Source organism: Pseudoalteromonas sp. S3776 (assembly GCF_005886915.1).
Lineage (GTDB): Bacteria > Pseudomonadota > Gammaproteobacteria > Enterobacterales > Alteromonadaceae > Pseudoalteromonas.
The window spans coordinates 1-25,772 of record NZ_PNCU01000022.1; the positions used below are offsets into that span (position 1 = coordinate 1).

20 protein-coding genes are annotated in these 25,772 nt (G+C 39.7%); 12 read left to right on the plus strand and 8 right to left on the minus strand.

Annotation, left to right across the window (positions count from 1 at the left end):
• Nucleotides 1–311: 311 nt before the first annotated feature.
• On the minus strand, nucleotides 312–827 hold the full coding sequence (dps, locus tag CWC16_RS10840) for a DNA starvation/stationary phase protection protein Dps (protein WP_055016379.1): 516 nt from the start codon (nucleotides 825–827) through the stop codon (nucleotides 312–314).
• A 600-nt stretch (nucleotides 828–1,427) separates the two neighbouring features.
• Here dps and CWC16_RS10845 point away from each other — a divergent pair.
• Nucleotides 1,428–2,207, plus strand: coding sequence for a nucleoside-binding protein (locus CWC16_RS10845; RefSeq protein ID WP_138541550.1), 780 nt, complete (start codon nucleotides 1,428–1,430; stop codon nucleotides 2,205–2,207).
• An 87-nt stretch (nucleotides 2,208–2,294) separates the two neighbouring features.
• On the opposite strand, the gene CWC16_RS10850 is transcribed toward CWC16_RS10845, so the two are convergent.
• The gene (locus tag CWC16_RS10850; RefSeq protein ID WP_138541551.1) at nucleotides 2,295–3,074 is read right to left on the minus strand and encodes a DUF2189 domain-containing protein; all 780 of its coding nucleotides are present in this window, start codon (nucleotides 3,072–3,074) and stop codon (nucleotides 2,295–2,297) included.
• Between the two features lie 256 nt (nucleotides 3,075–3,330).
• Between CWC16_RS10850 and CWC16_RS10855 the strand changes: the two genes are divergently transcribed.
• The 3 genes from CWC16_RS10855 to CWC16_RS10865 all read left to right on the plus strand — a co-directional run bounded on the left by CWC16_RS10855 (nucleotide 3,331) and on the right by CWC16_RS10865 (nucleotide 7,020).
• The gene (locus CWC16_RS10855) at nucleotides 3,331–4,149 is read left to right on the plus strand and encodes a mechanosensitive ion channel family protein (RefSeq protein ID WP_138541552.1); all 819 of its coding nucleotides are present in this window, start codon (nucleotides 3,331–3,333) and stop codon (nucleotides 4,147–4,149) included.
• A gap of 235 nt (nucleotides 4,150–4,384) precedes the next feature.
• Nucleotides 4,385–6,457 (plus strand): catalase, encoded by a 2,073-nt coding sequence (locus CWC16_RS10860; RefSeq protein ID WP_138541553.1) that lies wholly within the window; start codon nucleotides 4,385–4,387, stop codon nucleotides 6,455–6,457.
• A gap of 89 nt (nucleotides 6,458–6,546) precedes the next feature.
• Nucleotides 6,547–7,020 carry a VOC family protein gene (locus tag CWC16_RS10865; protein WP_138541554.1) on the plus strand — a complete coding sequence of 158 codons (474 nt, stop codon included), beginning with the start codon at nucleotides 6,547–6,549 and terminating at the stop codon, nucleotides 7,018–7,020.
• Between the two features lie 34 nt (nucleotides 7,021–7,054).
• Here CWC16_RS10865 and CWC16_RS10870 read toward each other — a convergent pair whose 3' ends face one another.
• Entirely contained in the window at nucleotides 7,055–8,650 is a 1,596-nt protein-coding gene (locus CWC16_RS10870; RefSeq protein WP_138541555.1) for a nicotinate phosphoribosyltransferase, read from the minus strand.
• Nucleotides 8,651–8,660: 10 nt separating this feature from the next.
• Nucleotides 8,661–9,515, minus strand: coding sequence for a ribose-phosphate diphosphokinase (gene prs, locus CWC16_RS10875; RefSeq protein ID WP_138541556.1), 855 nt, complete (start codon nucleotides 9,513–9,515; stop codon nucleotides 8,661–8,663).
• A 185-nt stretch (nucleotides 9,516–9,700) separates the two neighbouring features.
• Here prs and CWC16_RS10880 point away from each other — a divergent pair, with 185 nt between their 5' ends.
• From CWC16_RS10880 to CWC16_RS10890, 3 genes are read left to right on the plus strand one after another with little or no spacing between them, the layout of a single operon-like run.
• Entirely contained in the window at nucleotides 9,701–10,399 is a 699-nt protein-coding gene (locus CWC16_RS10880; protein WP_138541557.1) for an NUDIX hydrolase, read from the plus strand.
• 19 nt (nucleotides 10,400–10,418) lie between these two features.
• Entirely contained in the window at nucleotides 10,419–13,115 is a 2,697-nt protein-coding gene (locus CWC16_RS10885) for a DEAD/DEAH box helicase (RefSeq protein ID WP_249929235.1), read from the plus strand.
• Between the two features lie 17 nt (nucleotides 13,116–13,132).
• Nucleotides 13,133–13,651, plus strand: a complete 519-nt coding sequence (locus CWC16_RS10890; protein WP_138541559.1) for a hypothetical protein — start codon at nucleotides 13,133–13,135, stop codon at nucleotides 13,649–13,651.
• Nucleotides 13,652–13,732: 81 nt separating this feature from the next.
• Here the strand turns inward: CWC16_RS10890 and CWC16_RS10895 are convergent, their stop codons facing one another.
• From CWC16_RS10895 to CWC16_RS10905, 3 genes are all read right to left on the minus strand, one after another.
• Nucleotides 13,733–14,500 carry a DUF6515 family protein gene (locus CWC16_RS10895; protein ID WP_138541560.1) on the minus strand — a complete coding sequence of 256 codons (768 nt, stop codon included), beginning with the start codon at nucleotides 14,498–14,500 and terminating at the stop codon, nucleotides 13,733–13,735.
• A gap of 406 nt (nucleotides 14,501–14,906) precedes the next feature.
• Nucleotides 14,907–16,205, minus strand: coding sequence for a YHYH protein (locus CWC16_RS10900; protein ID WP_138541561.1), 1,299 nt, complete (start codon nucleotides 16,203–16,205; stop codon nucleotides 14,907–14,909).
• Nucleotides 16,206–16,513: 308 nt separating this feature from the next.
• Nucleotides 16,514–17,410 carry a LysR family transcriptional regulator gene (locus tag CWC16_RS10905; protein WP_138541562.1) on the minus strand — a complete coding sequence of 299 codons (897 nt, stop codon included), beginning with the start codon at nucleotides 17,408–17,410 and terminating at the stop codon, nucleotides 16,514–16,516.
• A gap of 157 nt (nucleotides 17,411–17,567) precedes the next feature.
• Between CWC16_RS10905 and CWC16_RS10910 the strand changes: the two genes are divergently transcribed.
• From CWC16_RS10910 to CWC16_RS10930, 5 genes are read left to right on the plus strand one after another with little or no spacing between them, the layout of a single operon-like run.
• Complete coding sequence (locus CWC16_RS10910) at nucleotides 17,568–18,929, plus strand: TolC family protein (protein WP_138541563.1); 1,362 nt, start codon at nucleotides 17,568–17,570, stop codon at nucleotides 18,927–18,929.
• Entirely contained in the window at nucleotides 18,926–20,071 is a 1,146-nt protein-coding gene (locus CWC16_RS10915) for an efflux RND transporter periplasmic adaptor subunit (RefSeq protein ID WP_138541564.1), read from the plus strand. Before CWC16_RS10910 ends, CWC16_RS10915 begins: the two co-directional genes overlap by 4 nt.
• Nucleotides 20,071–23,256 (plus strand): efflux RND transporter permease subunit, encoded by a 3,186-nt coding sequence (locus CWC16_RS10920; RefSeq protein ID WP_171037646.1) that lies wholly within the window; start codon nucleotides 20,071–20,073, stop codon nucleotides 23,254–23,256. Before CWC16_RS10915 ends, CWC16_RS10920 begins: the two co-directional genes overlap by 1 nt.
• Nucleotides 23,256–23,939: a response regulator transcription factor gene (locus CWC16_RS10925; protein WP_138541566.1), complete on the plus strand. Its 684-nt coding sequence runs from the start codon at nucleotides 23,256–23,258 to the stop codon at nucleotides 23,937–23,939. The genes CWC16_RS10920 and CWC16_RS10925 overlap by 1 nt, the downstream gene beginning before the upstream one ends.
• Nucleotides 23,936–25,228 carry a sensor histidine kinase gene (locus CWC16_RS10930; RefSeq protein WP_138541567.1) on the plus strand — a complete coding sequence of 431 codons (1,293 nt, stop codon included), beginning with the start codon at nucleotides 23,936–23,938 and terminating at the stop codon, nucleotides 25,226–25,228. The genes CWC16_RS10925 and CWC16_RS10930 overlap by 4 nt, the downstream gene beginning before the upstream one ends.
• A 214-nt stretch (nucleotides 25,229–25,442) precedes the next feature.
• Here CWC16_RS10930 and CWC16_RS10935 read toward each other — a convergent pair whose 3' ends face one another.
• Nucleotides 25,443–25,673: a hypothetical protein gene (locus CWC16_RS10935; protein WP_138541568.1), complete on the minus strand. Its 231-nt coding sequence runs from the start codon at nucleotides 25,671–25,673 to the stop codon at nucleotides 25,443–25,445.
• Between the last annotated feature and the right edge of the window lie 99 nt (nucleotides 25,674–25,772).

Consider the following 25,772-nt stretch of genomic DNA (forward strand, 5'->3'; position numbering starts at 1 on the left):
CCATGTAGGCAACAAGGAGTTTATCGTCCCTAGAAAGAACCCAAGGGGCAGCGCATGTTTGGCATTTATGCTGCGTTATCGCCTATTTATGGGGAATAACCACACTTCATAGACTCTGCCTTGGCTAAAAACCAAACATGCTGCTGCAAATTCAATCATCCTTGGTGCATTTACTACATCCTTTATATAATAAGTAACGGGTCCTTGTAGTTTGCACTTCATCCTGTACCAACTTATGTAACGTATCCTTGTATGATTATTAGTCCCTTAACACTTATTAACACTCCTTGTATGGCAAAGTAGGTAATCAATTAATGATTTAGTTTACCTGCAGACGATTCAATGTGAGCACGTACAAACCATTGAAATTGCTCCAAATCGCCAAGCTGGCTGGTGATCATGTCTTCAGATACAGGGTCTAATTCAGACAGCGTGCTAATGGCATTACGATGATCGGCGTTTACGCCACTGTATACTTTGTCTAATGCGCCCAAATGTTCAATTACAAAGGCTTTACCTAATGAGTATTCATCCCACGTGCGGCGATCTACAATTGACTTAGGTGTACCTTGTGGCGTACCGCCTAATGTAGCAATACGCTCTGCGATGGTGTCGGTCATTTCGCGAATAGCATCCACCTGCGGGTCTAACATTTCATGAACACCAATAAAACTAGGGCCCACTACATTCCAATGAATATGCTTTAAAGTAAGTTGTAAATCTAAAAGAGATACAAGTCGATTATCGAGTGTTTCAATTGTTTTTTTTGCTGTTTCGTTATCCATACCTGGGGCTGTAAATTCAATTGGGTGTTGTGAGTTACTCATAATGTCTCCCGTTATATAATGTCTTGTATGTAGCCATTGCTACTATTTAACTTGCAATACATGAAGCAAAGCCTATGCCTATTAGATTTGTTTGTATAAACCATTGATAATTAATGTTTTATTTTGGATTCTAGTGTAAGGTGAACAAAAGGAAGGGCGGATATTATGAATTTTATGCACTGATTTTTGTAAATTCTGCATACTAGCAATAAAGTCGGGATGCGTGTGGTACGCGTTTAAATTAGACGGCGTTTAGAAAGGCATAATCGGTGTAGTGCAACTATTTTGCGTACTTAGTAGTTAATTTAGACCCGCATTACATGAGCTTTAAAAGTTAGCTTTAGGGCACACGCGTTTCAATATTTAAGTAAGACATGATTTATAAACTAAGCAGCTATATCTAAAAGGGGCCAATTGTGTACCTATGTTAAATTAGCACTCACACTTTATATTCATACAAAGCCTGTACAGTTCTTTGATTGCTGCACTTAACTGCCTAAATTTAAAAAATCATTCTTTATACTTATTTAATCTCTTTAGTTGGTGAATGCTCACTGATATACTCCTGCCGCATTTTAATTGGGGTTATGTAAATAAATAATGAATTTTTTTAAAGCACTGTTTACAACATCTATACTGCTTTTGTCTCACTCAGCTCTAGCAGAAAATTGGAGCATCACACAGCTTCACACAAACTTTGGCGATGCCTTAAATCCTTTTACTGGGGAGTCGTCATTTACACGCACCTACACCATAGAGCATGCCTCAGAGCATGACTTGGGTGATAACTACTTTTTTATCGATTTTTTAAACGACAGTCTTAGTGATGGTTTTCAAGATACGGGTATTTATGGCGAGTGGTACACAACACTTAGCTTATCAAAAGCCTTAGAGACTTCTTTAAAATACGGACCAATAAAAGACACAGGTTTAGTGTTTGGTATAAATGCCGGTGAAGAGGGATTAATGAAATACACCCCAGGCATAAAGCTCAGCTGGGATGCGCCAGGCTTTGATTTTTTAACAACCACTTTTGCAGGCTATATTGATGCCAATGGTGGCGTTCAAAAAGATCTGTTAGCTAAACAAGATAACAGTATTTTTATAGACCTTGCTTGGGGTGCTCCTTTCTCGTTAGGTAGCCAAGCTTTTTACTTTACCGGCCATGTTGAATACATCTCTGGGCGTAATGATGAGTTAGACAATAAAGTTAATGAATGGCTACTTGCGCAGCCTGCAGTTTATTGGGATGTTGGGCAAAACTTTAATTTAGATGCTAAGCAATTAATGGTGGGAGCTGAATGGCGTTATTGGTACAACAAGCTTGGTACGGCTGACATAGAAAACCAGCCCTTTTTACATGCTATTTGGGTATTTTAAGCAAAGCATGCTTTGCTAGGCTGACAAAAAAATAGCGCCTTTTGGCGCTATTTTTTTCAGTGTGGTTGGAACTATAAATGGTTGGTTTTACTCGTAACCACGAGGTTTTTTGGTTTTTATTACTGCGATGTAAGCATGCCAGCTGGCATAGCTTAGCAAAGGCATAATTACAATAAAGCCCGCGGCGCCGGTAGCAAAGCCGATGGCTACGAGTAAAAATATACAAATAGACCACACCACCATAGCGGCAAAGTTAGTTTTAACAGCGTTCATAGAACTTATGACTGCGGTCATAATATCTACTCGGCGCTCCATCATTATTTGCGGAGCAAAAGCAGAAAGCGAAAATACAGTTACAAGCAATACACCACCTATTAAACTGCCTAGCGATAAAAACGCTGATAATTCTTCAAAGGTGGGATTGGCATGGCTAGGATATAAAGCATGCACAAGCGCGGCTAATCGCATCCAAGCTATCATGATCACCATTAGCATTATTGCAAAACCCCATTCGCCTGCAGGGTTTCTAAACATCGACTTAATAGAGTGGCTTAATGTGGGTTTATGCCCTTTCTCAAGCTCCCATGCTACATCGTAAAGACCTGCCGCAAAGGCAGGGCCTATTAATGCAAATGCCACGGTGGCGGGCAGTATCACTAAATAGGTCCCTGTAAACATTGCCGAGTAAATAATAGCTACAGGAATTAGGGTAAATATAACCCCGTAAATTAGGCTCAATATGGGCGCACGGGTCATGTCTTTAAACGCCAGTGCGAGCCAGTGAAAAGCTGCAAATGTGTTTACCTTATTGCATTCAATGCAGCGGGCAAATTCAGAGTGTTTATTAATCGTATTTGTTGTTGGCATAACAACGCTCCTTAACAAGGTGTCTTTTAAAGGTTTAGAACACATTGGCTTTATTTACAAATAGAACAACATATACGCAACAAAAAATATTTTCGGTCAATTTATATACTAATTTGGTTTTGACAGCTGCTATTGGTGAGAAAAGTTAAAGGCTAATTCAGTAAGTAGGTATAAATTTGCAATTTGGTTAATAAAAAGTTAACAAGCGGTGCTGGTAAGCTTTTTTAATTACAACCAGTCTAACAGGAATAATAAAATGGACGAGATAATACATAATATTGATGTAAATCAGTATTTGCCCGCAGCAATAATGTGGGCAACAAATATTCTAATGGCAATCGTTATATTACTAATAGGTTCATGGCTTGCAGGCAAAGTGCGTAATATGATTGTAAGTTTATGCCATAAATACACTCATTTTGATGACACACTATTTAGGTTTTTAGGTAGCATGGCGCGCTATGTTATTTTAGCGTTTGTATTTATTGCCGTGTTAAACCGCTTTGGTGTGCAAACAGCTTCAATTATTGCACTATTAGGTGCAGCAGGCTTAGCTATAGGGTTAGCACTGCAAGGTGCTATGTCTAACTTGGCTGCTATATTCAGACCTTATAAAGTAAACGACTTTATAGAAGCTGCAGGGCGCTTTGGTAAAGTTACCGAGGTTGATATGTTTACCACTATTTTGCAAACGTTCGATAATCAGCAAGTGATTATCCCCAATAGCCAGATTTGGGGAGCGCAGATTATTAATCATTCGCACCATCCTATTCGCGGCGTAGATATGAATTTTGGTGTGGCATACGATGAAAACACCGATGCGGTTCGCAAGGTTATTGATAGCGTGCTTGAGGCTCACCCACATATTTTAAAAGACCCAGCCCCCTTTGTTGAAGTAGAAACACTTAACAATAGCTCGGTAGACTTTTTAGTAAGGCCGTTTTGTAAAGGTGAGCACTACTTTGAAATTTTATACACAGTGCCCGAGCTGATTAAAAAAGCCCTTGATGATAACAATATCGAAATTCCATTCCCGCATCGTAAAGTTATTTTAGTTAACGAGAATAAAGACTAATATAAATCCTTTTTAAAAAGAGCACTTTTAAGTGCTCTTTTTTTGTCTGAAAAAGTTACATGCTTGTGTAAATTTTACTTTTATAAATTAGCCAAAATACGACTTTGTTACCTTTACCCTCCTTTTTTACTAGGTTAGTAGGCTGGTCTTGATATTGCATTTGCAAGGCCACTTTTAGTTTTAAAGCTTATAAAAACTATTGACCCATTAAATCAAATTGTATGAAGGACTAAACATGGCTGAATCATTTAAATACGCAGGCAATAAAGGGCATGGCGGCGAGTTGCATCAAAAAGCGTCGGATGAACACCCTACCATGACCACCGCGCAGGGCTGCCCTGTAAGCGACGACCAAAATTCATTGCGTGCGGGCAAGCGCGGCCCAGGGCTTCTGGAAGATCACGTAATGCGCGAAAAATTATTTCACTTTGATCACGAACGCATTCCTGAACGTGTGGTCCACGCAAGAGGGTACGGCGCACACGGATATTTTGAAACTTACGACACGCTTGAAGATTTAACCTGTGCAGATATTTTTCAGCGCAAAGGTGAAAAAACTCCAGTGTTTGCACGATTCTCAACTGTGGCAGGAAATAAAGGGTCTCCCGATTTAGCACGTGATGTTCGCGGCTTTGCTGTTAAATTTTACACCAAAGAAGGAAACTGGGATTTAGTGGGTAACAACATACCTGTATTTTTTATTCAGGATGCGATGAAGTTTCCTGATTTAATTCACTCTGCTAAGGCTGAACCAGACCGTGGTTTTCCGCAAGCACAAACCGCGCACGATAACTTTTGGGACTTTGTAAGTTTATCGCCCGAGTCGGTACATATGCTCATGTGGGCCATGTCAGATAGAGCTATACCGCGTTCTTTACGCTTTATGGAAGGCTTTGGTGTTCATACCTTTAAATTTATTAATGCCAAAGGGGATGAGAAATTTGTTAAGTTTCATTGGAAACCAAAAGCCGGCATGCAGTCAGTTGTGTGGAATGAAGCACTTAAACTGAATGGCGCCGATCCTGACTTTCATCGCAGAGACATGTGGGAGTCTATTGGTAAAGGCGACTTCCCAGAGTGGGAGCTAGGCGTACAGGTGTTTGACCAACAATTTGCAGATGAATTTGAATTTGATGTTTTTGATTCCACTAAACTTATACCGGAAGAGCAAGTGCCCGTAAAAATTGTTGGGCGCATGGTACTTGACCGCGTAGTCGACAACTTTTTTGCCGAAACAGAGCAAGTTGCATTTTGTACACAAAACATTGTACCGGGGCTTGATTTTACACCCGACCCATTACTGCAAGGACGTAATTTTTCGTATTTAGATACGCAAACCAAGCGCTTAGGCGGCCCTAACTTTACGCATATTCCGGTTAATGCGCCTAAATGTCCGATGCGCCATTTTCAACAAGATGGTCATATGGCAATGCATAACCCTAAAGGGCGTGTTAACTACGAGCCAAACTCGTGGAGCGGCGATGAACATAACCCACGCGAATGCCCGGTGCATGGCTTTAAAAGCTCAAGCGAGCCAGAAGTAAGCGGTGGAGATAAGCTGCGTTATCGCTCAGAAACATTTAGCGATCACTACAGTCAAGCTCGCCAATTTTACTTAAGCCAAACAGAAGTAGAGCAAGCGCACATTCAATATGCGTTTGTATTTGAGCTTTCAAAAGTAGAGCATGTGCCGATCCGTGAGCGAGTGGTTTCGCATTTATTAAACGTAGACAAAACATTAGCGCAAGAAGTGGCTAAAGGTCTCCGCCTGCAAGACATGCCAGAGCCTGCAGAAGCGGCTATGCCAACGCGTAACGATTTACCTGTGTCGGATGCACTTAGTATTTTAAAAAATGCGCCTAATACCTTTAAAGGTCGTAAATTAGGTATTTTAGTAAGCGATGGTTTTGATGCCGATATTTTCAACTCAGTTATAAATGCCTTAGACGCTGAAGGCGCTAACTACGAAATTGTGGCCGCACAAGTGGGTGGAGCATGTTGTAGTAAAGGTAAGCATGTAGCAGCTGATCAAGTAATTAATGGCGGCCCTTCGGTACTTTACGATGCGGTGATGGTACTTGCAACGCAAGAAGGCGCTAAGAAGCTTGCCGGTATTCCTGAGGCTAAGGACTTTGTAAGCGATGCATTCGCGCATATGAAATACATTGGCTTTACGCCAAACGCGGATCCGCTGTTTAAAGCTGCAGGGCTTGAGAATAAAAAAGATGAAGGATGGATTGATTTAGATAAAGTATCTAGCGATGGCTTTGTTAAATCGTTGCGTAATCTTCGCTTTTGGAAGCGTTAAGTAAAATTTTGCGCATTGTTTAATGTTAGTTAATCTCAGTTCAGGTTAACTAACATACCTAAATTAGCGCAAAACAAAGGATAACTGTTATGACCTTTTCAGCCATGTCAAAAGAGCACAATACGATAATACCTTTTTTAATTATGGATGATGCACAGCAAGCCATTAGTTTTTACAAGAAGGTATTTAATGCCGAGCTAATTTCGCAAATGCCTTTGCCTGAAGGGGGTATAGCGCAGGCTGAAATAGCTATTGGTAATACACCATTAGTTGTAGCTGACGCTTGTCCACTAGAAGGCCACCACAGCCCGCATAAAATTGGAGGCTCACCCGTAAACCTAATACTTTATGTTAAAGATGTTGATAGTGTATTTAGTCGCGCGCTAACGCTAGGCTCTAAGCTCGTTAGACCCATACACACGCAATTTTATGGTGATCGTGCTGGCACATTTGAAGATCCGTTTGGCCATATATGGACAGTGGCAAATCAAAAAAAAGATGTGAAGAAGGAAAGTATTGAACAACGAATGGCTAATTTAATGACAAAAGAGCAAGACGCCTAATACGGCTTGCTCTTTAAAGTTAAAAGTAATCTAATTAAATTTGTTGATCTATAATCGCTCTAATTTCACTAAGCGTGGTTTCTTTTTCAAGTTTGCCATCTTCAAAAACAACCTCTAACAGTCCCTGTGCTTCTTCTTGTTCGGTTACGTCATCAAATAAAGTGAGCTCGCCATTAACTCGCTCTATTTTTAGAAGCCCTTTTGCCGACTTTTTCTTTGAATCAGTTTTTGGGTCTTTAAAAATAGCCAAGCGTTCACCTGCTTTAACTACGCTAGTGGCTTTTACAGCTGAGCCATGAGTATCACGCGTTACATATTGATAGCTGTAAGAGCCAATTCCAAGCACTACTTTTGATGCAAACCCTTTATCCATTAGGCGTTGTAGTATTTGGCGCTGACGTGTAAGAGTAATAGCATCGCCGTAAATAGCGCCAATGTGGTCATCGAGCAATTTATAGCCTTTTGATGTTGTTGTACCGCCAAATATATCCCATAGACACTCTATAAGCCCTTTAACTTCACATTCCGTAAGTTCAATGGTGTTGTTATCTTCAAAACCATAATAGTGTCCGTTAAACCGGTATGCTTCATAGCCATTTTGAATTACTTCTTTTTCAGCTTCTTTTTGTGTTTCGTGTAACTCATTGTAATCAGATACAGGTGAAATATTATAACCTGTTAATACTTTAACTGGGTCACCCGAGTCAGGACGAATAACTAAGGTCCCGTCTCGTGCCATTATTTCATTTTTTAGTTGCGGTAAATAATCAGTCACTAATGTCCAAAAATCCCACGTGTCAGATACAACACTTAAGATGCCTTTAGGTGATTGTTCTTTCATTAAATATTTGAAAAACTCAATTTCACCTTCCATTATCCAAGAGCACGTAACTGAGTGCTCTGTTGCGTCTACAGAGCAGCCCACGAGTTCTTTATCAACATTTGCACCATAGTATTTTTCTGCAAATAAGACCGCCGGAATAGTGTCTGTCCCTACAAGCCCAGATGCTAAGTGACCAAATCCACTCATTGCTGCAGCGTGTTTTCCAAACATTCCTCTAAAGCTAAAGTCATGCCCTTGAAACGGCACAAACTCCATAGGCATTCCTGTTTTTTGTGCAAACTCTTTAAACACTTTTAAGTAGGCAACAGAGGTTGTTGTGCTGGTTTGTATAGGCCAGTTCTCACAACTTAATACGGTTTCAATCATATTTGTTAACCATTGAAAACCCGCTTTGGTGTTTACAATAGTCATGGGTGGTACTAAGTAAGGTACCAATGTTCCCTCTGGTAAGGCTTTAATTTTTAATGGTAAGTAACCTAAGTCATGTAAGTCTTCTAAGTATTTTACATCAACTGTATAGCCAAGCATTGAGCTCATAATACGTTTGTGATTGGCAACGGCTGTTGCTCTGTCTGCTTTAAAAAACTCACTCCATTCTTCTAAAAGATAACTTTTAATAAAGTATTGAAGACCAACAAACGCCACCTTATCGTTATTTTCTACGTTGCTCAGTTTTCCGCTACGTGATGTGAAGTTTGCATATACTTCACTTACATCAGGGTGATAAGCACGGCTATGAAATTCTTTATAAACATCTTTTTGCATGCTTGCAGCTGTAATAGTCATCGTGTTTTCCTTACATCTCAATTACTGTTAAATCTATTTTTGAATTAGCTTGGTATTCATAAGCCGGTTTGAATGAGTCAGTTGTATAAATTTTATCTATGAGACCTTCAAATACATCAAGTCCTTTTGAAAAAATGCCATGAGTAATAAAGAGAGAAATCTCAACAGCACCATTATTTTTTAAGACTTTAGCCAGTTCGATAAAGGTCCTACCGCCATCACATATATCATCGGCAATAAGTACGCTTTTACCTTTAACGTCACCAATAATTTCTGTTTTTACTATTTCACCTGTTTTTAAATTTCTTACTTTTTGAGCTTGAATAACCTCAGGCATACCATCGAATTTTTCTGAAATTTTAATGGTTTTTTTACTTGCTCCAGCATCTGGAGAAATAAGCGTAAGTTCACCATTTGATAAACGTTGGCTAAGCTCTTGGCAGCGCGCAAGTAACGAAATCTGTTCAACATTAGTTACTCTATTAATTAAAGCGGGAGATACATCGCTATGCGCATCCCAAATAGTTACCTTTGAAAAATTTAAGCTATTAACAAAGTTTGCCATAACAGCTGCACCTAGCGCTTCGCCTTCAACGCATACTCGGTCTTGTCGTGCGTAAGGGAAGTAGGGAATAACAAGCTCGATAGGCGTACTTTCATTGGTTAATCTTTTTAGTGCATCGACAGCAATCATTAATCTAACCATTTTTGTAGAGTTGGTTAGTCGTTCAAAAATCTCTATTTTAGTAGAGCCAGAAAAAGTAGTTGAGTTGAATCTCACGTGCTCTTCACCACCAGAAAAAGTAAAGTGCTCATAATCGACTAACGATTTACTTCCAGTTGAGTCATAACTATATATTTTCATTTTTTGTCCTTATTAATGTTTGTGTCTTAGCGACACAAATAAATTATCAAATGTATTTTTAGTAATCAAGCTATTTTTTAACTAAACATCTGAATTTATTACAAGCTTGCAGTCGTTCGGCAGGTTGAAATTAAAATACGTTTGATTTATTGTGTCACTAAGACATTAAATCTGTTGGGCGTGCAATGACTAATCATTACGATATTAGCGAATATAAAAATCCATTATTTACAGTCGACAGTGTACTGTTTACGGTTAAAGACGGTACTTTAAAAGTGCTCATGGTAAAGCGGGCAAGTGAGCCTTTTGCTAGTCGCTGGGGATTGCCAGGTGGGTTCGTTGATGTAGATATTGACGATAGTGTAAGCATGACGGCACTTAGAAAGCTCAAAGAAAAAACCAGTGTCGCACCTCAATATTTAGAGCAGTTGCAAACATACTCCGGTATTAATCGTGATCCGAGAGGGTTTAGTGTCACTTTGGTCTATTTTGCCTTAGTTGCCGAGGCGCAAGTATCAACTCACATTGAAACAGTTGATGATGCTAAATGGATAGATTTAGATGAAGTAAATAATCTCCCTGTGGCTTTTGATCACAAGTATATTATTGAGCAAGCTAAAGCGCGTTTAAAACAAAAAGCATTATACTCAATGGCGCCGGTTTTTTGTTTGCCAGAGCACTTTACTGTAGGGCAGTTTAAGTCCGTAATTGAAACCATTATAGGTAAGCCTGTTCAACGTAAAAGTATTATTAGACGTATTGAAGCTGCTGATATGTTTGAAGCACTCGATGAAAAAGTTAAATCGGGCGGACGCTTAGCGCAGTTATACAAGGTAAAAGACGGTGTTGATATTGTTAATTTTGAGCGTAATTTAAGTGTTTAATTTTAAATGGAATTAAATTTTGAGCAGTAAAGATGTACTTTCTTATTATCGTGATTGCTATAGAGAAGATAGCGCGGATTTAAATTTATGGAATTTAAATAAATTAAAAAAAGAAGATCGTCTGGTGCTTGAAGGGCGTGATGATTTAGGTTCAGGCTTTTTGCCACGCCTGCCGCTTCCTTTAGAATTTGCTGAGCAAATGATGAAACGTGTTGAGGTATATCAGCGAGAACGAGTGTTACTTTATGCTCGTTTTATATTCATAGGCAACATAGAAGTTAAAGGTGAGGTAAAACAGGTTGTTTCACCTATCTTATTTAATGAAGCTGTTATAGAAAAAGAACAGGGTGACTATTACTTTTCTTTAAATGAACATCACCCCGATATAAACGAATCATTAACGTCGCTTTTAATACCAGATGTGAATAAGCTTACACGTATAGATGAAACGGATGACATTCAATCTGCTTATTTTTGGACTTCATTATTAAAAGAAAGCCCAGTAAACATAAACGTACTTGAGCTTTTAAGCTACCCCGAACTTGCTAATTACGACGAAATAAAAAAAGCAATAAAAAGTAATAAAGCGACACTACTGCCCGTCTCTATGCTCGTTTTTGTTGAGCGTTCAAGCAGTAGTCGTGGTGTACTTCATGAGTTAGAAGAGATTATTGAAACAAATAAACTACCGCCTCCTATAAATGGTTTAATTGCGGCTGTGCAGCCAATAATCGAAAATAAAAAACTAAAGTATGATTACTTACCGGGTTTACTGTCGGGTCCGCAAAAGAAAGTAATTTCGACGGCTGCAAATATTAGTTTAGGGTGTGTTTCAGGACCGCCCGGTACAGGTAAGAGTTACACCATTGCGGCGATTGCGGCTGAGCATATGGCGCGAGGAGAGTCGGTGCTTATTGTTGCAAACAACAACCCCGCACTGGATGTAATAGCCGATAAATTAGATAAAAGTTTTGGGTTAAGCGACGTGTCTATTCGCGCTGGGCAAAAAGAGTTTTTAAAAAAATTAAAAGATTATATTGCCGATTTATTAGCAGGGTACTTAGTGGATGAACAAGATAACCCCGCGCTTATTGAGTCTGAACTAAACGAATTAAATACCTCATTAAATGAATTAGAACTGCGCTTTAGTCAGTTTTGCCACCGAGCCATAATTAGAGGTAAAAGACTTAAAAACCTTGAAGATAAGAATATCGAATGGCTTAGCAATTTATACATTAAATTTGCTCGTCGTGGTATTAAACAATTAGCAAAGCAGTGGTCTTCGTTAGAGCAAATAAATACTCAACAACTTAAAAGAGAAAAATTGGCGAGTAGTTATTTAAATGCCTTAAAAAATAAAAATCTTAACTCTTTGATTAATACACAGCGTAAATCGCTCAACGCTTTTAACCAAGCTATTCGCAGTCGTACATCTAAAAGGCAGTTTGAGCTTTTTGATAATATAGAATATGAGTCTTTATTATCAGCTTTTCCGGTGTGGTTGGTTAGTTTAAATGCTTTGTATAGAGTATTACCGTTAAACGCTGAAATGTTCGACTTAATTATTATTGACGAAGCGACACAATGTAACATCAGTAGTTGTTTACCTGCACTTTATCGCGCAAAAAGAGCGATTATTGTCGGTGATACTAAGCAGTTAAAACATTACTCTTTTTTGGCAAAAAACAAAGAAGCCCAGCTTATGTCTAAGAATAATGTGAGCTTTAGCGATAAAGGCGTTATGAGCTATCGTGATAACTCTATTCTAGATCTGACCTTAAATGCATTAAACGATAATAAACAACTGGCATTTTTAGATGAACATTTTAGAAGTAAGCCTGAGTTAATTAATTTTAGTAACGAACATTTTTATCAATCAAAGTTAAAAATAATGCAGCACAGACCTTGTACAAGTACGGGTAACTTACTGGTACAACGCGTTAATGGAACTCGAGATAGTTCAGGTATTAATCATCTTGAGGCGGACAGTATTATAAACACGATTAAGCAACAAATTGATGATGATAAAAGCGCAGGGATCAGCCATAGCATTGGGGTTGTTTCGCCTTTTAGAAACCAAGCTGATTATATTACCAAAGAGATAGAAATTCACTTTAATGAAGCTGAGATAATAAAGTATAAACTGAGATCTGCCACTCCATTCGGTTTTCAAGGCGAGGAGCGAGACATTATGCTTATCTCTTTTGCGCTAGATAATAATGCTAAAAGAGCTGCGGCTTATATTAATAAAGCAGATGTATTTAATGTGTGTATTACACGAGCGAGGCAAAAACAATGTGTATTTTTATCAATAGATGAAACGCAATTGCCAGCGCATTATTTACTAAGACGTTATATAAGTTCAATAACGCAGTTTGAAGCAACTCACAATGTAACCTCTGATATTGATAAATTTCAGCAAAGTGTTATCTGTGAATTAACTAGTTTAAAAATAGAAACGTGGGCTGGTTACACGATAGCGGGAACGGATGTTGATATTTTTTGTCGGTATAATGGTCGATATCTTGCGATTAATTTAATTGGCTTTCCAGGGCCATGGGCTGATTTTTTTGAGCTCGATACCTATAAATTATTTAGCCGCGCTAACATTAATATACTGCCAATAAGTTATGGATTATGGGTTGTAGATAAAAGTACGTGTGTACAGCACATTATTAGTAAGCTTAGGGTGTGTGGAACGTACTCAATAATGTAAAAGGAATTAAAATGTTTATGTCTTTGTTTAAGCCTGAGTATGGGTACTATGGATTTTTATTTATGACCTTATTGACTTTGTGTGGGGCAATAGAAGGATATTTACTGTCTTACAAGCAAAAAATTATAGATAAAAGTATTTCTAATAACGCTAAAAAGATGAACATATCATTAGAGGAATCCACACAGCAAGATAATATAAAATACCGCAGGAAATTGGCTAAACGAGGGTGGGGGAAAGCATCACTAATATTTATATACGAAACAAGCTCATATCTTTTTGTTCTTTTTTTGTTGATATTTCCTTTTATTTTAGCAGCTTATATCCCCATAGTTTTATTTCTTGTAGATAATTACTTTTATCAATTTTTCATTTACTTTATTATTTGGGTGGCTTATTTTTTTCTATTCGTTTTATATTTAAAGTTAAATGATAGTGGTGGAATTCTTCTTATTACAGGCATTACGGCATTTGCGGGCTTTTTTCTAGCTAGTGCATTAGCTGTCGCAGTTAGGTGGCTAATGGGCGTGATTTAGTAATTAAGGTGCACCCTAGATCGGGTTACATTAAATAAAAAGCTCAGCAGTTAAGTGCTGAGCTTTTAAAGTTTATTACAATTAACCTAAATTTATAGCTAAATATTTTATTTGGTCACCATTTATTTGCGGTAAAAAATAAATATCTTGGTACTTAAAATATTGTTGCCTGTTAATAGTGACAGCCTCTGCCGAAATAGGGAGAGTATCGTAGGTTTGACCTAAATCGTAATTTTTAGCACTGCCTACTTTTATAGCCTGATTAACAACTATTTTAGGCTCATCAACTACTCTATAACCATTATTGTCTGCCACGTAATATACATTTTGGTAGGTGTAGTAAGTGGTATTATGGAGCTTAAAATGCGAGTAGTGCCTAGGTAATGAGCGTATTCTTAAACCTCTTGGTGGCTTAACAACATGGTAGCCTCTTTTCGCTTTACGATAATAAATACCGTCACTAAAGGTAAACGAAATACCATTAAATCTAATTGATGCACTGTTACGCGGTAAATGATTAAAGTAGCGCCCTGGTCTGTAGGTAACTACATTGTGGCGGTTATTTTTTATGTAGGTACGTTTGCGTTTTTCTTGCTTGTAATGCACTACTTTGCGTTTTGTTTCTTTACGCTTTTCGCGTTTCTCTTGTTTGCGATCTTCTCTTTTGTTTTGTTTATATTCAATTCGTCGCTTTTTATCTTCACGGCGTTCATCGCGTTTGTACTGAATACGTTTAGCACGGTCGTTATTAAAATTTTTGTTGTTCTCTCGCTCGTTTGGTGCTCCAAGCGCAGAGCCAGATACTGCGCCTAATGCAAGTAGGGCTGGGAGTAAAAAAGTGAGTTTCATAATATTGCCTCGTGTATGTTTTTACATAACTGGGTTCAATACTAGCGCTTTAAACTGAATGGTAACTGATATGTAACGGCTAATAAGGGGATGTTTACAGCTTTTTACTAACGTTTACTATTCTTGACAAAAGCCAACGCTTTCTCACATTTTTGGCGATTTTAGGAACTTTTGTAGGCTATAAGTCGCGTAACTAATTGTTACAGCAAGTGCTTTTAACACTTGCCGTAATTTGTATTTAACCTGAACTTTAGATAATAAATTTATCGCGAGCAGCTATTTTCAGCGCTAACAGCGTTGAATTTACTGAAAATCTCTGGCTAGAGAGTAAACCTAAATATCATCATGGTTCAATATGTTAGTAAATCTCTTAACCAGAGTTTAGGTTAATTAGCGTTTTGGTTAATTAGCGTTTTGGTTTTTCGGGTAGGGCTGCTTTTAATTGCTCCAATGGTACGTTAAGTGCTTTTGCTACAACCGCTAAATCAGCATTGGGGCCGCCAGCGTCTTGCATAGCTTGATTAAGCGCCTTTTCGCTAACGTCTAGCTCTTTAGCTGCTTGTGCAAACCCAGGTGGTGACATGCCGCCGCCATTAGGACCACCTGCTTTTGGGCCACCGCCACCAGGTGGTTCATGGCGAGTTATTTCAGTACCTTCAGGCGGTTTAGCACCTACGCCAGCTTGTGCTGTGGTAGTAAAGTTGTTTTGTGCAACCACGCCTTTTAAGCACTTAGGTAAATTAGGGAACGTATTACTGGCATGATAGTGGTAAGTAACTATGCCGTTTTCACCCGTAGGGCCTGTGTGGCCATTACAGCTATCTAGCTCGGCAGGTGTTGTACCATCAACTTCTTGGCTTCCGTAAATTGGGTAGCCATCAAAGCCATAACCAAATAGGGCGCTTGGCTTTTGCGCTAAGTTATTACAGTTAGCGTTTACATGTTCGTGTTTGTATACGCTATCTATATCACTTGCTGTGCCGTGATAGTGGTACCAACCACCAGGGTCAATATGGCCTGCGCAGGTGTCTAGCGCTGGTAAATGCCCAGTTCGCTGCACACTTGGCGCATCTGAAAATATAGGTACACCCGCAAGCGCTATACCCACCTTAGATACTGTGCCCAACGCTGTTGATTGCTCAGACATAACAGGGTACAGTGGTAAAAGGGCGGTAATTTCTACGCTTTTATCTACCGATACATTAATACATGCATGATCAACTGTTGGGCGAATAGTCGCGTTATCAACAATATGCACGTTGCCGTCTTCATCGTAAAAGGTAAAGCCTTGCTCGTTAAGCATGGTTAAAAATGCGTTATCTAATCTGTATAGGCCTGCGTCTGTGCCATCCCAATCCCAAATTCCGCCAACGTCGTCGAGCGTTTCTGGGCAAAAAGGGCCGACTTCAATGTTGTCGGGCTGATATTTTAAAACAACTTGGGCACACTGGGTTTGTAAGCCGTTTTCAAGCGTACACCCAACAGTTTGTGGCAGCTTTACCATGGCTTTAATATTAAAATCATCGGTATTAATAAGTGTGTTTTTGGCCGTTTTTTCTTGGGAGGTAGCTGCAGTATTATCGTTTTGGGCGTGTTCGCCACATGCAGATAAAAGTACAGCGCTACTTAATATACAAAGTGTTAGCTTAGCTTTTTTTGCGTTAATGCTACTTGCCACCGTTTGAGTGACTTTGGTTAAGCTCATACTTACCCCAAATACTGTTTAATTTCGTGTACCTAAGTATGGCAATAAATTGTGCAAATAAAATGAAAGTTTTAAAAGAGTTATTGATATGTCTAAGATGCATGGCTGGCTTTTAATTAACATTATTGAGCGTGGTTATTAAGTTATTCAATAAAATTACACGATTAAATACAAAGTATAAAAGTACAAGTTAATTACTGCTGTTTTTACTTGCCCAAGGTTTACCTAATAAAGCTCCTTATAATTAGAGTTCAAAACGCAAAAAGCACAAACCTAGGTTTGTGCTTTTATATTTTACGGTTAAATAATTATATTTTTTCCCAGTAGGGGTCGTCACCAAAGTAACCGCTAAAGTAGTCTATAAAGGCCCTTACTTTTGGCGCTAATAAACGCGAACTAGGGTAAACACTCCAAATAGCGGTGTCGGATGCAAGTGGGTAGTTTTCTAAAATTTGTACTAGTTCGCCACGTTGTAATTTTTTATACGCACACCAGCTCGACATTAAGGTAATACCTAAGCCTTGAGCGCAAGCGTCGCGCACAGCTTCACCGTTATCAGCGAGTAATACATTGTTAGTTTTTATATTTTGTAAACCTCGGTCTGTATTGAACGACCATGTTGTTAAGCTATGCAAATTAACACAGGTATGATTTTTTAAATCTTGTGGTGTTTTAGGCGTGCCATGCTTGGCAAGGTACTTAGGGGAGGCACAAATTAAGCGTTTATCGCGTGTTATTTTTTTGGCTATAAGTGTTGAATCTTCCAATGCGGCATCGCGTATTGCTATATCAAACCCTCCAGCCACCATATCAATAATGCTATCGCTTAGGCGCAAATCTATAGTTAGATCGGGGTATTGAGTAATAAACCCTTCTAACGCAGGAATAATATGCATTCGTCCAAATGAGGCTGGGGCGGTGATGCGTAATTTTCCTTGCGGCGTAATACTGCCAATACCGACCGATGCACGGGCTAATTCTACATTAGCTAACACTTCTTCAGCATGAGGTAAAAAAGCTTGCCCTTCTTCGGTTAATGACACTTTTCGGGTGGTGCGGTGCATTAACTTAACGCCTAAGGTTTCTTCGAGTTTGTTCATTTGTGCGCTAGATACCGCAGCAGAAAGCCCAAGCTCTTTTCCTGCAAGGCTAATATTATGCGTGTTAGCAATTCTGACAAATAGATTTAAATGGGCAATATTCATTATCAATTTTTTTTATAAAAAATAGTGTAAATTAATATATTATCAAAGAGGAGTGCAGTAAACGTTACCTTACTATTTTTTGATTAATCCCTGTTAACCCACTCTTAACCCTCGCCTTAATATACTGCGTGCAATGATGTAAATTAGGCATAATTAAATGGTTTATTTTAAAAAGCACTCAACAGTTTTATTGCTTGCACTTAGCTGTACGCTTGCCGCGTGTAGTAGCCAGCCAAGCTATACAGGTAATAGCACCGAGCAATCGCTAAAGCAGCATTCAAATTGGCAATACACACAAGATGATGCAACCGAGGTGAGTTATATTACTGATTTAGTGAATATAGCGGGGCTTGATGCGCTTATAGAGCAAGCCGTTGCAAATAACCCATCATTTAATCAAGTGTATGTTGCTTTAAAACTTGCTTATGCGCAGCGCGATGTCACTGCTGCAAGCCAGTGGTTTAGCGTTAGTGCTGATTTTGATGCACAGCGCAATGAAACTACCGGCACGCAGTACAGTTCATCGGTAGGTGTGAGCTGGGAGGCCGACGTGTGGCAAAAAATTGCAGATAATGTGGCCGCGCAAGATATGAACATAGCCAGTAATCAAGCAGCATATCAAAGCGCTAAAGATACATTAGTAGCAAGTGTCATTCGTACTTATTTAAATATTATTTTGCAGCAAGATTTACTCAACATAGAGCAGCAGCGTTTAACGGTTTTAGAAAATAACGAACAAAATATCGTAGAGCGTTACCAATATGGATTAGGCGATTTAGAGGCTTTAGATACCGCACGTACCAATACCGCCTCTACCCGAGCCACTATTGCCGATTACCAAGAGCAAATAGCCCAAGCTAAACGAGCACTCGTTTTATTAGTAGGCGTTGATAAACTTAAAAACTTACCGACAACATCAACGTTTCCTGACGTTATTGAGCCACTTAGCGCCTTACCAGTGCAAGATTTAGCACGCCGGCCTGATTTACAAAGTGCTTATTATAATATTCAAGCAAAACGTTATTTAGTTGATGTGGCCTACAAAGACTTACTGCCAAGTATTTCGCTTTCAGCTTCTTTGAGTGATTTGGCCACAACACCAAGCCAAGTATTGTTAACAAGCCCTGTGTGGAATTTATTAGGCAGCTTAAGTGCGCCATTATTTGAAGGCGGAGCACTGCGTGCGCAAGTTGATGTAGCTAAACTCAATGCTGAGCAAGCTTATTGGCAATACCAAGACACGCTACTCAGTGCGGTAAACGAAGTAGAAAACGCGTTGGGTCAAGAGCAGTCATTAACGCAGCAGCAACTTCAAATAAGCAAAGCACTTACCAGCGCAAAGCGCAGCTTTAGTAATTACCAAAGTAAGTATCAACAAGGTTTGGTTGATATTTTAGACTTACTCACCGTGCAACAACAAGTGTACGACCTGCAAGCTCAGCTTAGCCAAATAAATTACACTCTTTTAACTAACCGTATCGATTTAGGTCTTGCTTTAGGCCTTGGAGTATCATCATGAAAATTTCCCCAATACCTGTTGTTGTAACCCTTATTGCAGTGGTATCTATAGGGATTGCTGTGGCATATAACAGTCATAAAATTGCGCAGCAAGCACGTGGCTCTAAACCTGCTCAAGTTGATGCTATAGCACCGAATGTGTCGGTAATTAACGCGATACCCGGTACTTATCAGGCATATGTTAGTGGCCACGGTGAAGCAAAAGCACACTGGACATTAACGTTAAAAGCGCAAGTTAAAGGCGAAGTCATCAATATGAGTGAGCAATTTGCCACTGGTAATTTAATTGCTAAAGACCAAGAGTTTGCACAAATTGATAACACCGAATACCTACAAGCCCTCGCAAGTACTAAAGCCGCACTTGCTGATGCAAAATTAGCGTTACAAGAAGAGCAAGATTTAGGAAGCCAAGCAAAGCGGGAGTGGGAACGCTCAGGGGTAACACAAGCACCTAGCTCGCCACTGGTATTTAGAACGCTTCAGCTAGAGGCCGCACAAGCCACACTTGATAACGCCCAATATGCACTGCAAACCGCCCAGCGTGATGAGAAAAACACCCATATAAGTGCGCCATTTGATGCTGTGGTATTGTCTCGCGATATTGACCTTGGAACATACGTAAATATTGGCGATACCCTCGCTACATTAAACAGTACCGACAAAGTAGAGATTAGCGTGCCGCTTTCATTGAATCAGTGGCAAAACCTAGCAAGTGATAAAAGCAAAGAGGTTATTTTAAGTGATGTCACAACCCAAAATCAGTGGCAAGGTTATATTGCACGATTTGAGCAGCACCTTGATGATAGTTCACGCCAGCGCAGCGTAGTAGTTGCCCTCGATAAACCTTTTGAACAAGCAACTCCTTTGTTACCCGGTACTTTTTTAGCGGTACAAATTGCCGGTAAAACGCTTGATAATGTTATTAAACTGCCAGCATCGGCTATTTCACAAGAAGGCTTAATTTGGTATGTCAGTGAACAAAATACATTAGTAAGTACCACTGCAAATAAGGTTTTTGAGCGCGATGATTATGTTTATATATCGCCAATTGATGGGCAAAGTAATTTACGTGTAGTGGCGCGCCCATTAGTGAGCTACCTAAACGAAATGCGGGTAAACCCCATTGTTGAGGAGATGCCATAATGAGCCCGCATCAAGCACCACAATCGCCTAACTCACATAACCCGCTGCATGGCATTATTAATTGGTTTGCAAATAACTCAGTGGCTGCCAACTTATTACTGATAAGTGTTATTGTTATGGGGGTTATGTCTTTATCTACCTTACGTAAAGAGGCATTTCCTAGCCTTGAGCCTGATACCATTTCGGTATCTGTGGTTTATGATAGCGGTGATGCCCTGCAAGCAGAAGAAGGCATAGCCCTAAAAGTAGAAGAAGCACTCGAAACCGTACCCGGTATTAAGCGTATTACCTCAACATCAGATGCTAGTGGCAGCCATGTAAGTATTGAGAAAAAAACGGATTACTCGCTTGATGAGCTACTTACTGATGTAAAAACCCAAGTTGATGCTATAAACAACTTTCCGGTAGATGCCGAGCAACCTGTTATAGATAAAGCTCGTAGGCAAGATCACGCATTATCGTTACAATTATTTGGTGATGCCGATCGTCATACGTTACAAACCTTAGGTGAACAGCTTAAAGCCGATTTACTTGCTGAGTCAGGAATAAGTGACGTTACGCAGTCAGGTGTATTAGATCCTATGATGTCGATAGAAATCGACGAAGGTAAATTACAAGCCTACGGCTTAACTATCAGTGATGTAAGCGAAGTGATTAATAACGAATCATCAAGTCCGCTTTCAACAAGTCTACGTGATAGTAATAAGATTATTCGTTTAAAAGCAGCTGAGCAAGCTTATTGGCAGCGTGACTTTGCTGATATCGTTTTACTTACAACGCCTGCTGGCGCGCAAATTAAACTCGGAGATGTAGCAACTGTTACCGACAGTTTTGCTGAGGATACCAACTCACTAAGTCGTTATAATCAACAAAATGCCATAGGTATTGAAATACTTATGGATGAAAATAGCGATATAACCAGCATTGTTGAGCAAGCACAAAGTGTCATTGATAAATGGCACGAACGCGGGTTGTTGCCGCAAAATGTAGAGCTTGAAAGCTGGCAAGATAAAAGCACTATGATCACTGAGCGCTTATCGTTGCTCACCAAAAATGCCGTAACCGGTATTATTATGGTGTTTGTTATTTTAGCCATATTTTTGAACGTACGCGTTGCCTTGTGGGTTGCTGGTGGTTTGCCATTTGTGTTTTTTGGTACGCTATATTTTATGACCGACAGCTATACCGCACTTACCATTAACGAAATGACCACCTTTGGTTTTATTATGGCGCTGGGTATCGTAGTGGATGACGCCGTGGTCGTCGGGGAGAGTATTTACACGACTCGTAAAAAGCATGGTGATACGCTCAATAATACTGTTTTAGGCACTATGAAAGTAGCCGTCCCTACTATTTTTGGTGTACTAACGACGGTTGCTGCATTTATGGCGCTTTCTAATGTGTCGGGGAATTTAGGTAAAATATATGCGCAATTTGCAACCGTGGTCACCATTTGTTTGTTGCTGTCAGTGGTTGAGTCAAAGCTTATTTTACCCTCTCATTTGGCGCATATTAGTACCAAACGCCAGCTTAAATCGGGCATTAGTGGTTTATGGTCTAAAGTACAACACGGCGCAGACAGTGGCTTAAACTGGTTTAGTGCGCATATCTATCGCCGTGTTATTGAATACTCACTGCGCTTTAGGTATGCAGTAGTGGCTGCGTTTATTGCCTTTTTTATATTGGTTATAGGCATGCCAATGACTGGTACGGTTAAAGTGGGATTTTTCCCAAGTATTCCTGGCGATACTGTTAGTGCTGAGCTGGTTATGCAAAATGATGTGGCTTACGGGCAAACTAATAAAAACTTGTTAGCGCTTGAGCAAAGTGCCTTAAAAGCACAGCAAAATTTAATGGATAAGTATGACTCACAAGAAAGCGAAATTACTAGTTTACAAGTATTAAGTAGCAGCGATACCAGCGGCTCTGTAAGTGTTGAGTTATTAAATGAAGGTGAGTTTACCGCGACCGAATTTGCACAAGAATGGCAGCGTGTAGCAGGTACTCCCGAGGGCAGTAAAAAACTACAAGTATTAGCCACGCGCAAAATGGTCGATAACTTTAAAGTAGAGCTAAAAGCGTGGGATGACGAAACCGTTATGGCAGCAGGCGCTATTTTTAAAGAGCGCTTAGAAGGTATTGCAGGCGTTAATGGTATAGACGACAACTTTAACCCAGGGCAACCGCAACTTAAATTTACCCTTAATGCACAAGGGCGCGCACTAGGTATGGATACCGCAAGCTTATCACAGCAAGTGTTGCAAGCCTTTGGTGGAGCGATTGTACAGCGATACCAGCGCAATAAAGACGAAATTAAAGTACGTGTACGTTATCCTGAAAACGCCCGTAAAACACCTGCCGATATTATGCAATCTCGTATACGTTTGCCCGATGGTACAATTGTACCGCTGGTTAACGTAGCAAGTATTAGTAGCGAATACCAACAAGATGAAATAACCCGTATCGACGGCCTACGTGCTATTTATTTAAGTGCCCAAGTAGATAAAAATGTTATAGCACCTAATGAATTAGTAGACAGCTTAACCCGCGACTTAGTACCGGAGTTAACTGCGCAGTTTCCAAACTTAAGTATTCACTTTGCAGGCGAAGCCGAAGAGCAAGACGAAACCACAGGCTCTATGAGCTCCATGTTTATAGCGGCATTACTGGTTATTTACGTGTTGTTGGCGATTCCACTTAAATCATATATTCAACCGGTGCTAATTATGGTGGCTATTCCATTTGGTATTGTGGGGGCTATTTTAGGTCATTGGTGGAACGACTTAACCATTAGTATTTTATCGCTCAACGGTATTTTGGCGCTAAGTGGAGTTGTAGTAAACGACAGCTTATTACTTGTTTCGCGCTTTAACGAGTTAACAAAAGAAGAGGGTATGAACACGCACGATGCTATTGTTGAGTCGTGTACAAGCCGCTTGCGTGCTGTAATGCTTACCTCAGTAACAACGTACGCAGGCTTGATCCCACTGTTAAGCGAGACCTCTTTGCAGGCGCAGTTTTTAATCCCTGCAGCGGCATCATTAGGCTACGGTATTTTGTTTGCCACTGTGATTACTCTCATCCTTATACCTGCATTATTAATGATTCAAACAGACATTAAGCGCCTACTTACCAATGTGTTACACTTTTTAAGTGGTAAGCGTACCCAAGGAGCCGCCTCTTAATGATAAACGTACTACTGGTTGAAGATGATATAGACCTAGCCACTACGATTGTTGATTATCTCGATATAGAAGACATATCGTGTGACCATGCAAGTAACGGTGTAATGGGGCTAAATTTAATAGAGAATAATCAATACCAAATGATTATTCTCGATATTAATATGCCCAAAATGGACGGCTTAACACTGTGCAAAAAGTTGCGTGAACAAGGCAAAAATACGCCCGTGTTAATGCTTACAGCACGCGATAGCCTTGATAATAAGCTAGAAGGCTTTGCCGCCGGCAGTGACGATTATTTAGTAAAGCCCTTTGCCATGAAAGAGCTGGTAGCACGGGTGCAAGTACTCGCAAAGCGTAAAAGCGGTGAGGTAAAACGCCTTACTTTAGCCAATTTACAGTTAGACTTGGCCAAGCACTGTGCCATGGTAGAGGGGATTACTTTAAAGCTCTCGCCTATTGCTTTTAAGCTACTTGAAACGCTCGTGCGCGAAGCGCCACAGCCAGTTACACGTAGTGTCATTATGCAAGCCATTTGGGGAGAAGAGCAGCCCGACAGTAATAGTTTAAAAGTGCATATTTACCACTTACGCAAGCAGCTAGAAGCTGCGACCCAGCAAGTAAAGCTAGAAACCATCCCCAATATTGGCTTTGCGATAAAAACAGTGCAGGGAGATGCACAATGAAAATAAGACCCAGCTTGAGGCTTTATTTTTTTGCCAGCATGCTGGTATTAAGTTCGATTATGGCTATCGGTTTTTCCTTTTTGAGTGTTAACTATTTTGTTGATGGTTTAGATAAAGGCTTAAATGGTGTTATGTTTGCGCTTTCGCAAACGGCAGAGGTTGAAGATGGGCAACCAATTGAAATGGTTGGGTTTAGCATAGCGAGTCGCTGGGAAGATATGCCAAAGGAGATAAAGCAACGATTTATAAAACCAACTCATAATGGTGTACTTCAAAAGAAAGCCGACAAGCCATCTTTTTTTTCGATGCCCGAAAACCTATTTTTTGCCGTGTATTATCAAAACGAAGCTGGAGAGTCGCGTTATGTATCGCGCATCATGCTCGAAAAAGAGCGCCCCAAAAAACAAGTCACTGATAAAAAGCCAATACAAAGGGTGTTTTGGGTAGCCTTAACGGCACTTGCAGCTATTACATTGTTTGCATTTTTTTTATTTATGATTATGAAAAAAATAGCTAAGCCAATTGAGTCATTAAAAAAGTGGGCTAAATCGCTTAGCCAAGCTAATTTGCAACAAACGCCACCGGATTTTACTTACAACGAACTAAATACACTGGCCACACTAATACGCAGTAGTTTGCTTTCAGCACACGAAAGTGTAGATCGCGAACAGCGCTTTTTAAGCTATGCAAGTCACGAGTTGCGTACGCCTATTTCGGTTATTCGTAGCAATGTTGAGCTACTCAATCGTTTAAGCGAAAAAGCGCCATTAAGTGATAAACAACAGCTTACCCTCGAGCGAATAGAGCGCGCCGGTTTAACCATGAGCGATTTAACGAATACGCTACTTTGGCTTAGCAGAGGTGATGAACAGCAAGGTGAAATTGAGCAGGTCGATCTCAGTGAAAAAATAACTACATTAAGTAACGAACTTGGTTATTTATTAAATGCTAAAGAGGTTACTGTACTTATAAGTTCAGACCAACAACACAGTGTAGTTAGTACGGAGCCTACAGCTTGTCATATTGTGCTAACTAATTTAATTCGTAACGCTTATCAGCATACGCAAAATGGGCAGGTGCATATTACGCAACAAGGCAGCAAGGTTACGGTAGTAAATTGCAGCACTCAAAACGAGGAAACTTTTACAACTGACGACACCACAAAAAACGCCAGTATAGGTTACGGGCTTGGTTTGCAGTTAAGTGAAAAAGTAATAAAGCGACATGGCTGGTTTTATGAGGTAAACGACCTACCAGGGCGCTATGAGGTTGTGGTTGACTTTAGCTAGGGCGTGTTCAACTTAGTAGATTGAGCGCTAAATGGTAGCGCATGTTTGGTTTTATGTTGCGTCATAGCTTATTTATAGGGAATAATCATACTACTTAGGCTTGCCTTGCCTAAAAAAACAATAATGCTACTGCAAATCCAATCACCAAAGGTCACATGCCCTAATGTGGGGTTATTTAACATTATAAATAACCTTGCTACCGCATAGTGGTTAGTTAGCGTTTACAGTGCCAATGATCTTTGTGCTTAGTGCAGGCTTTTTTTGCCGGTTTTGTTTTAACTATTATGATGTTAGGCGAGTTGTGCTCAGCAACCGGTAAAGGAGCGACCACTTTAACCGTTTTTTTATAAGGTTTATGCACCACTGGTGCTTTTTGATAGACAGTACACCCACTCATGGTTATTGCCATAGTTGCTATACCAATAATTTTTAAAGATAAGTTCATAGGTATTTATCCTCTTTCGGCTTTTTGTCAGCTTTAAGATAAACCTTTTTTTGTATAGTGCTGTCAATAAACGTAAGGGAAGTGTAAAAAGGGGGGATT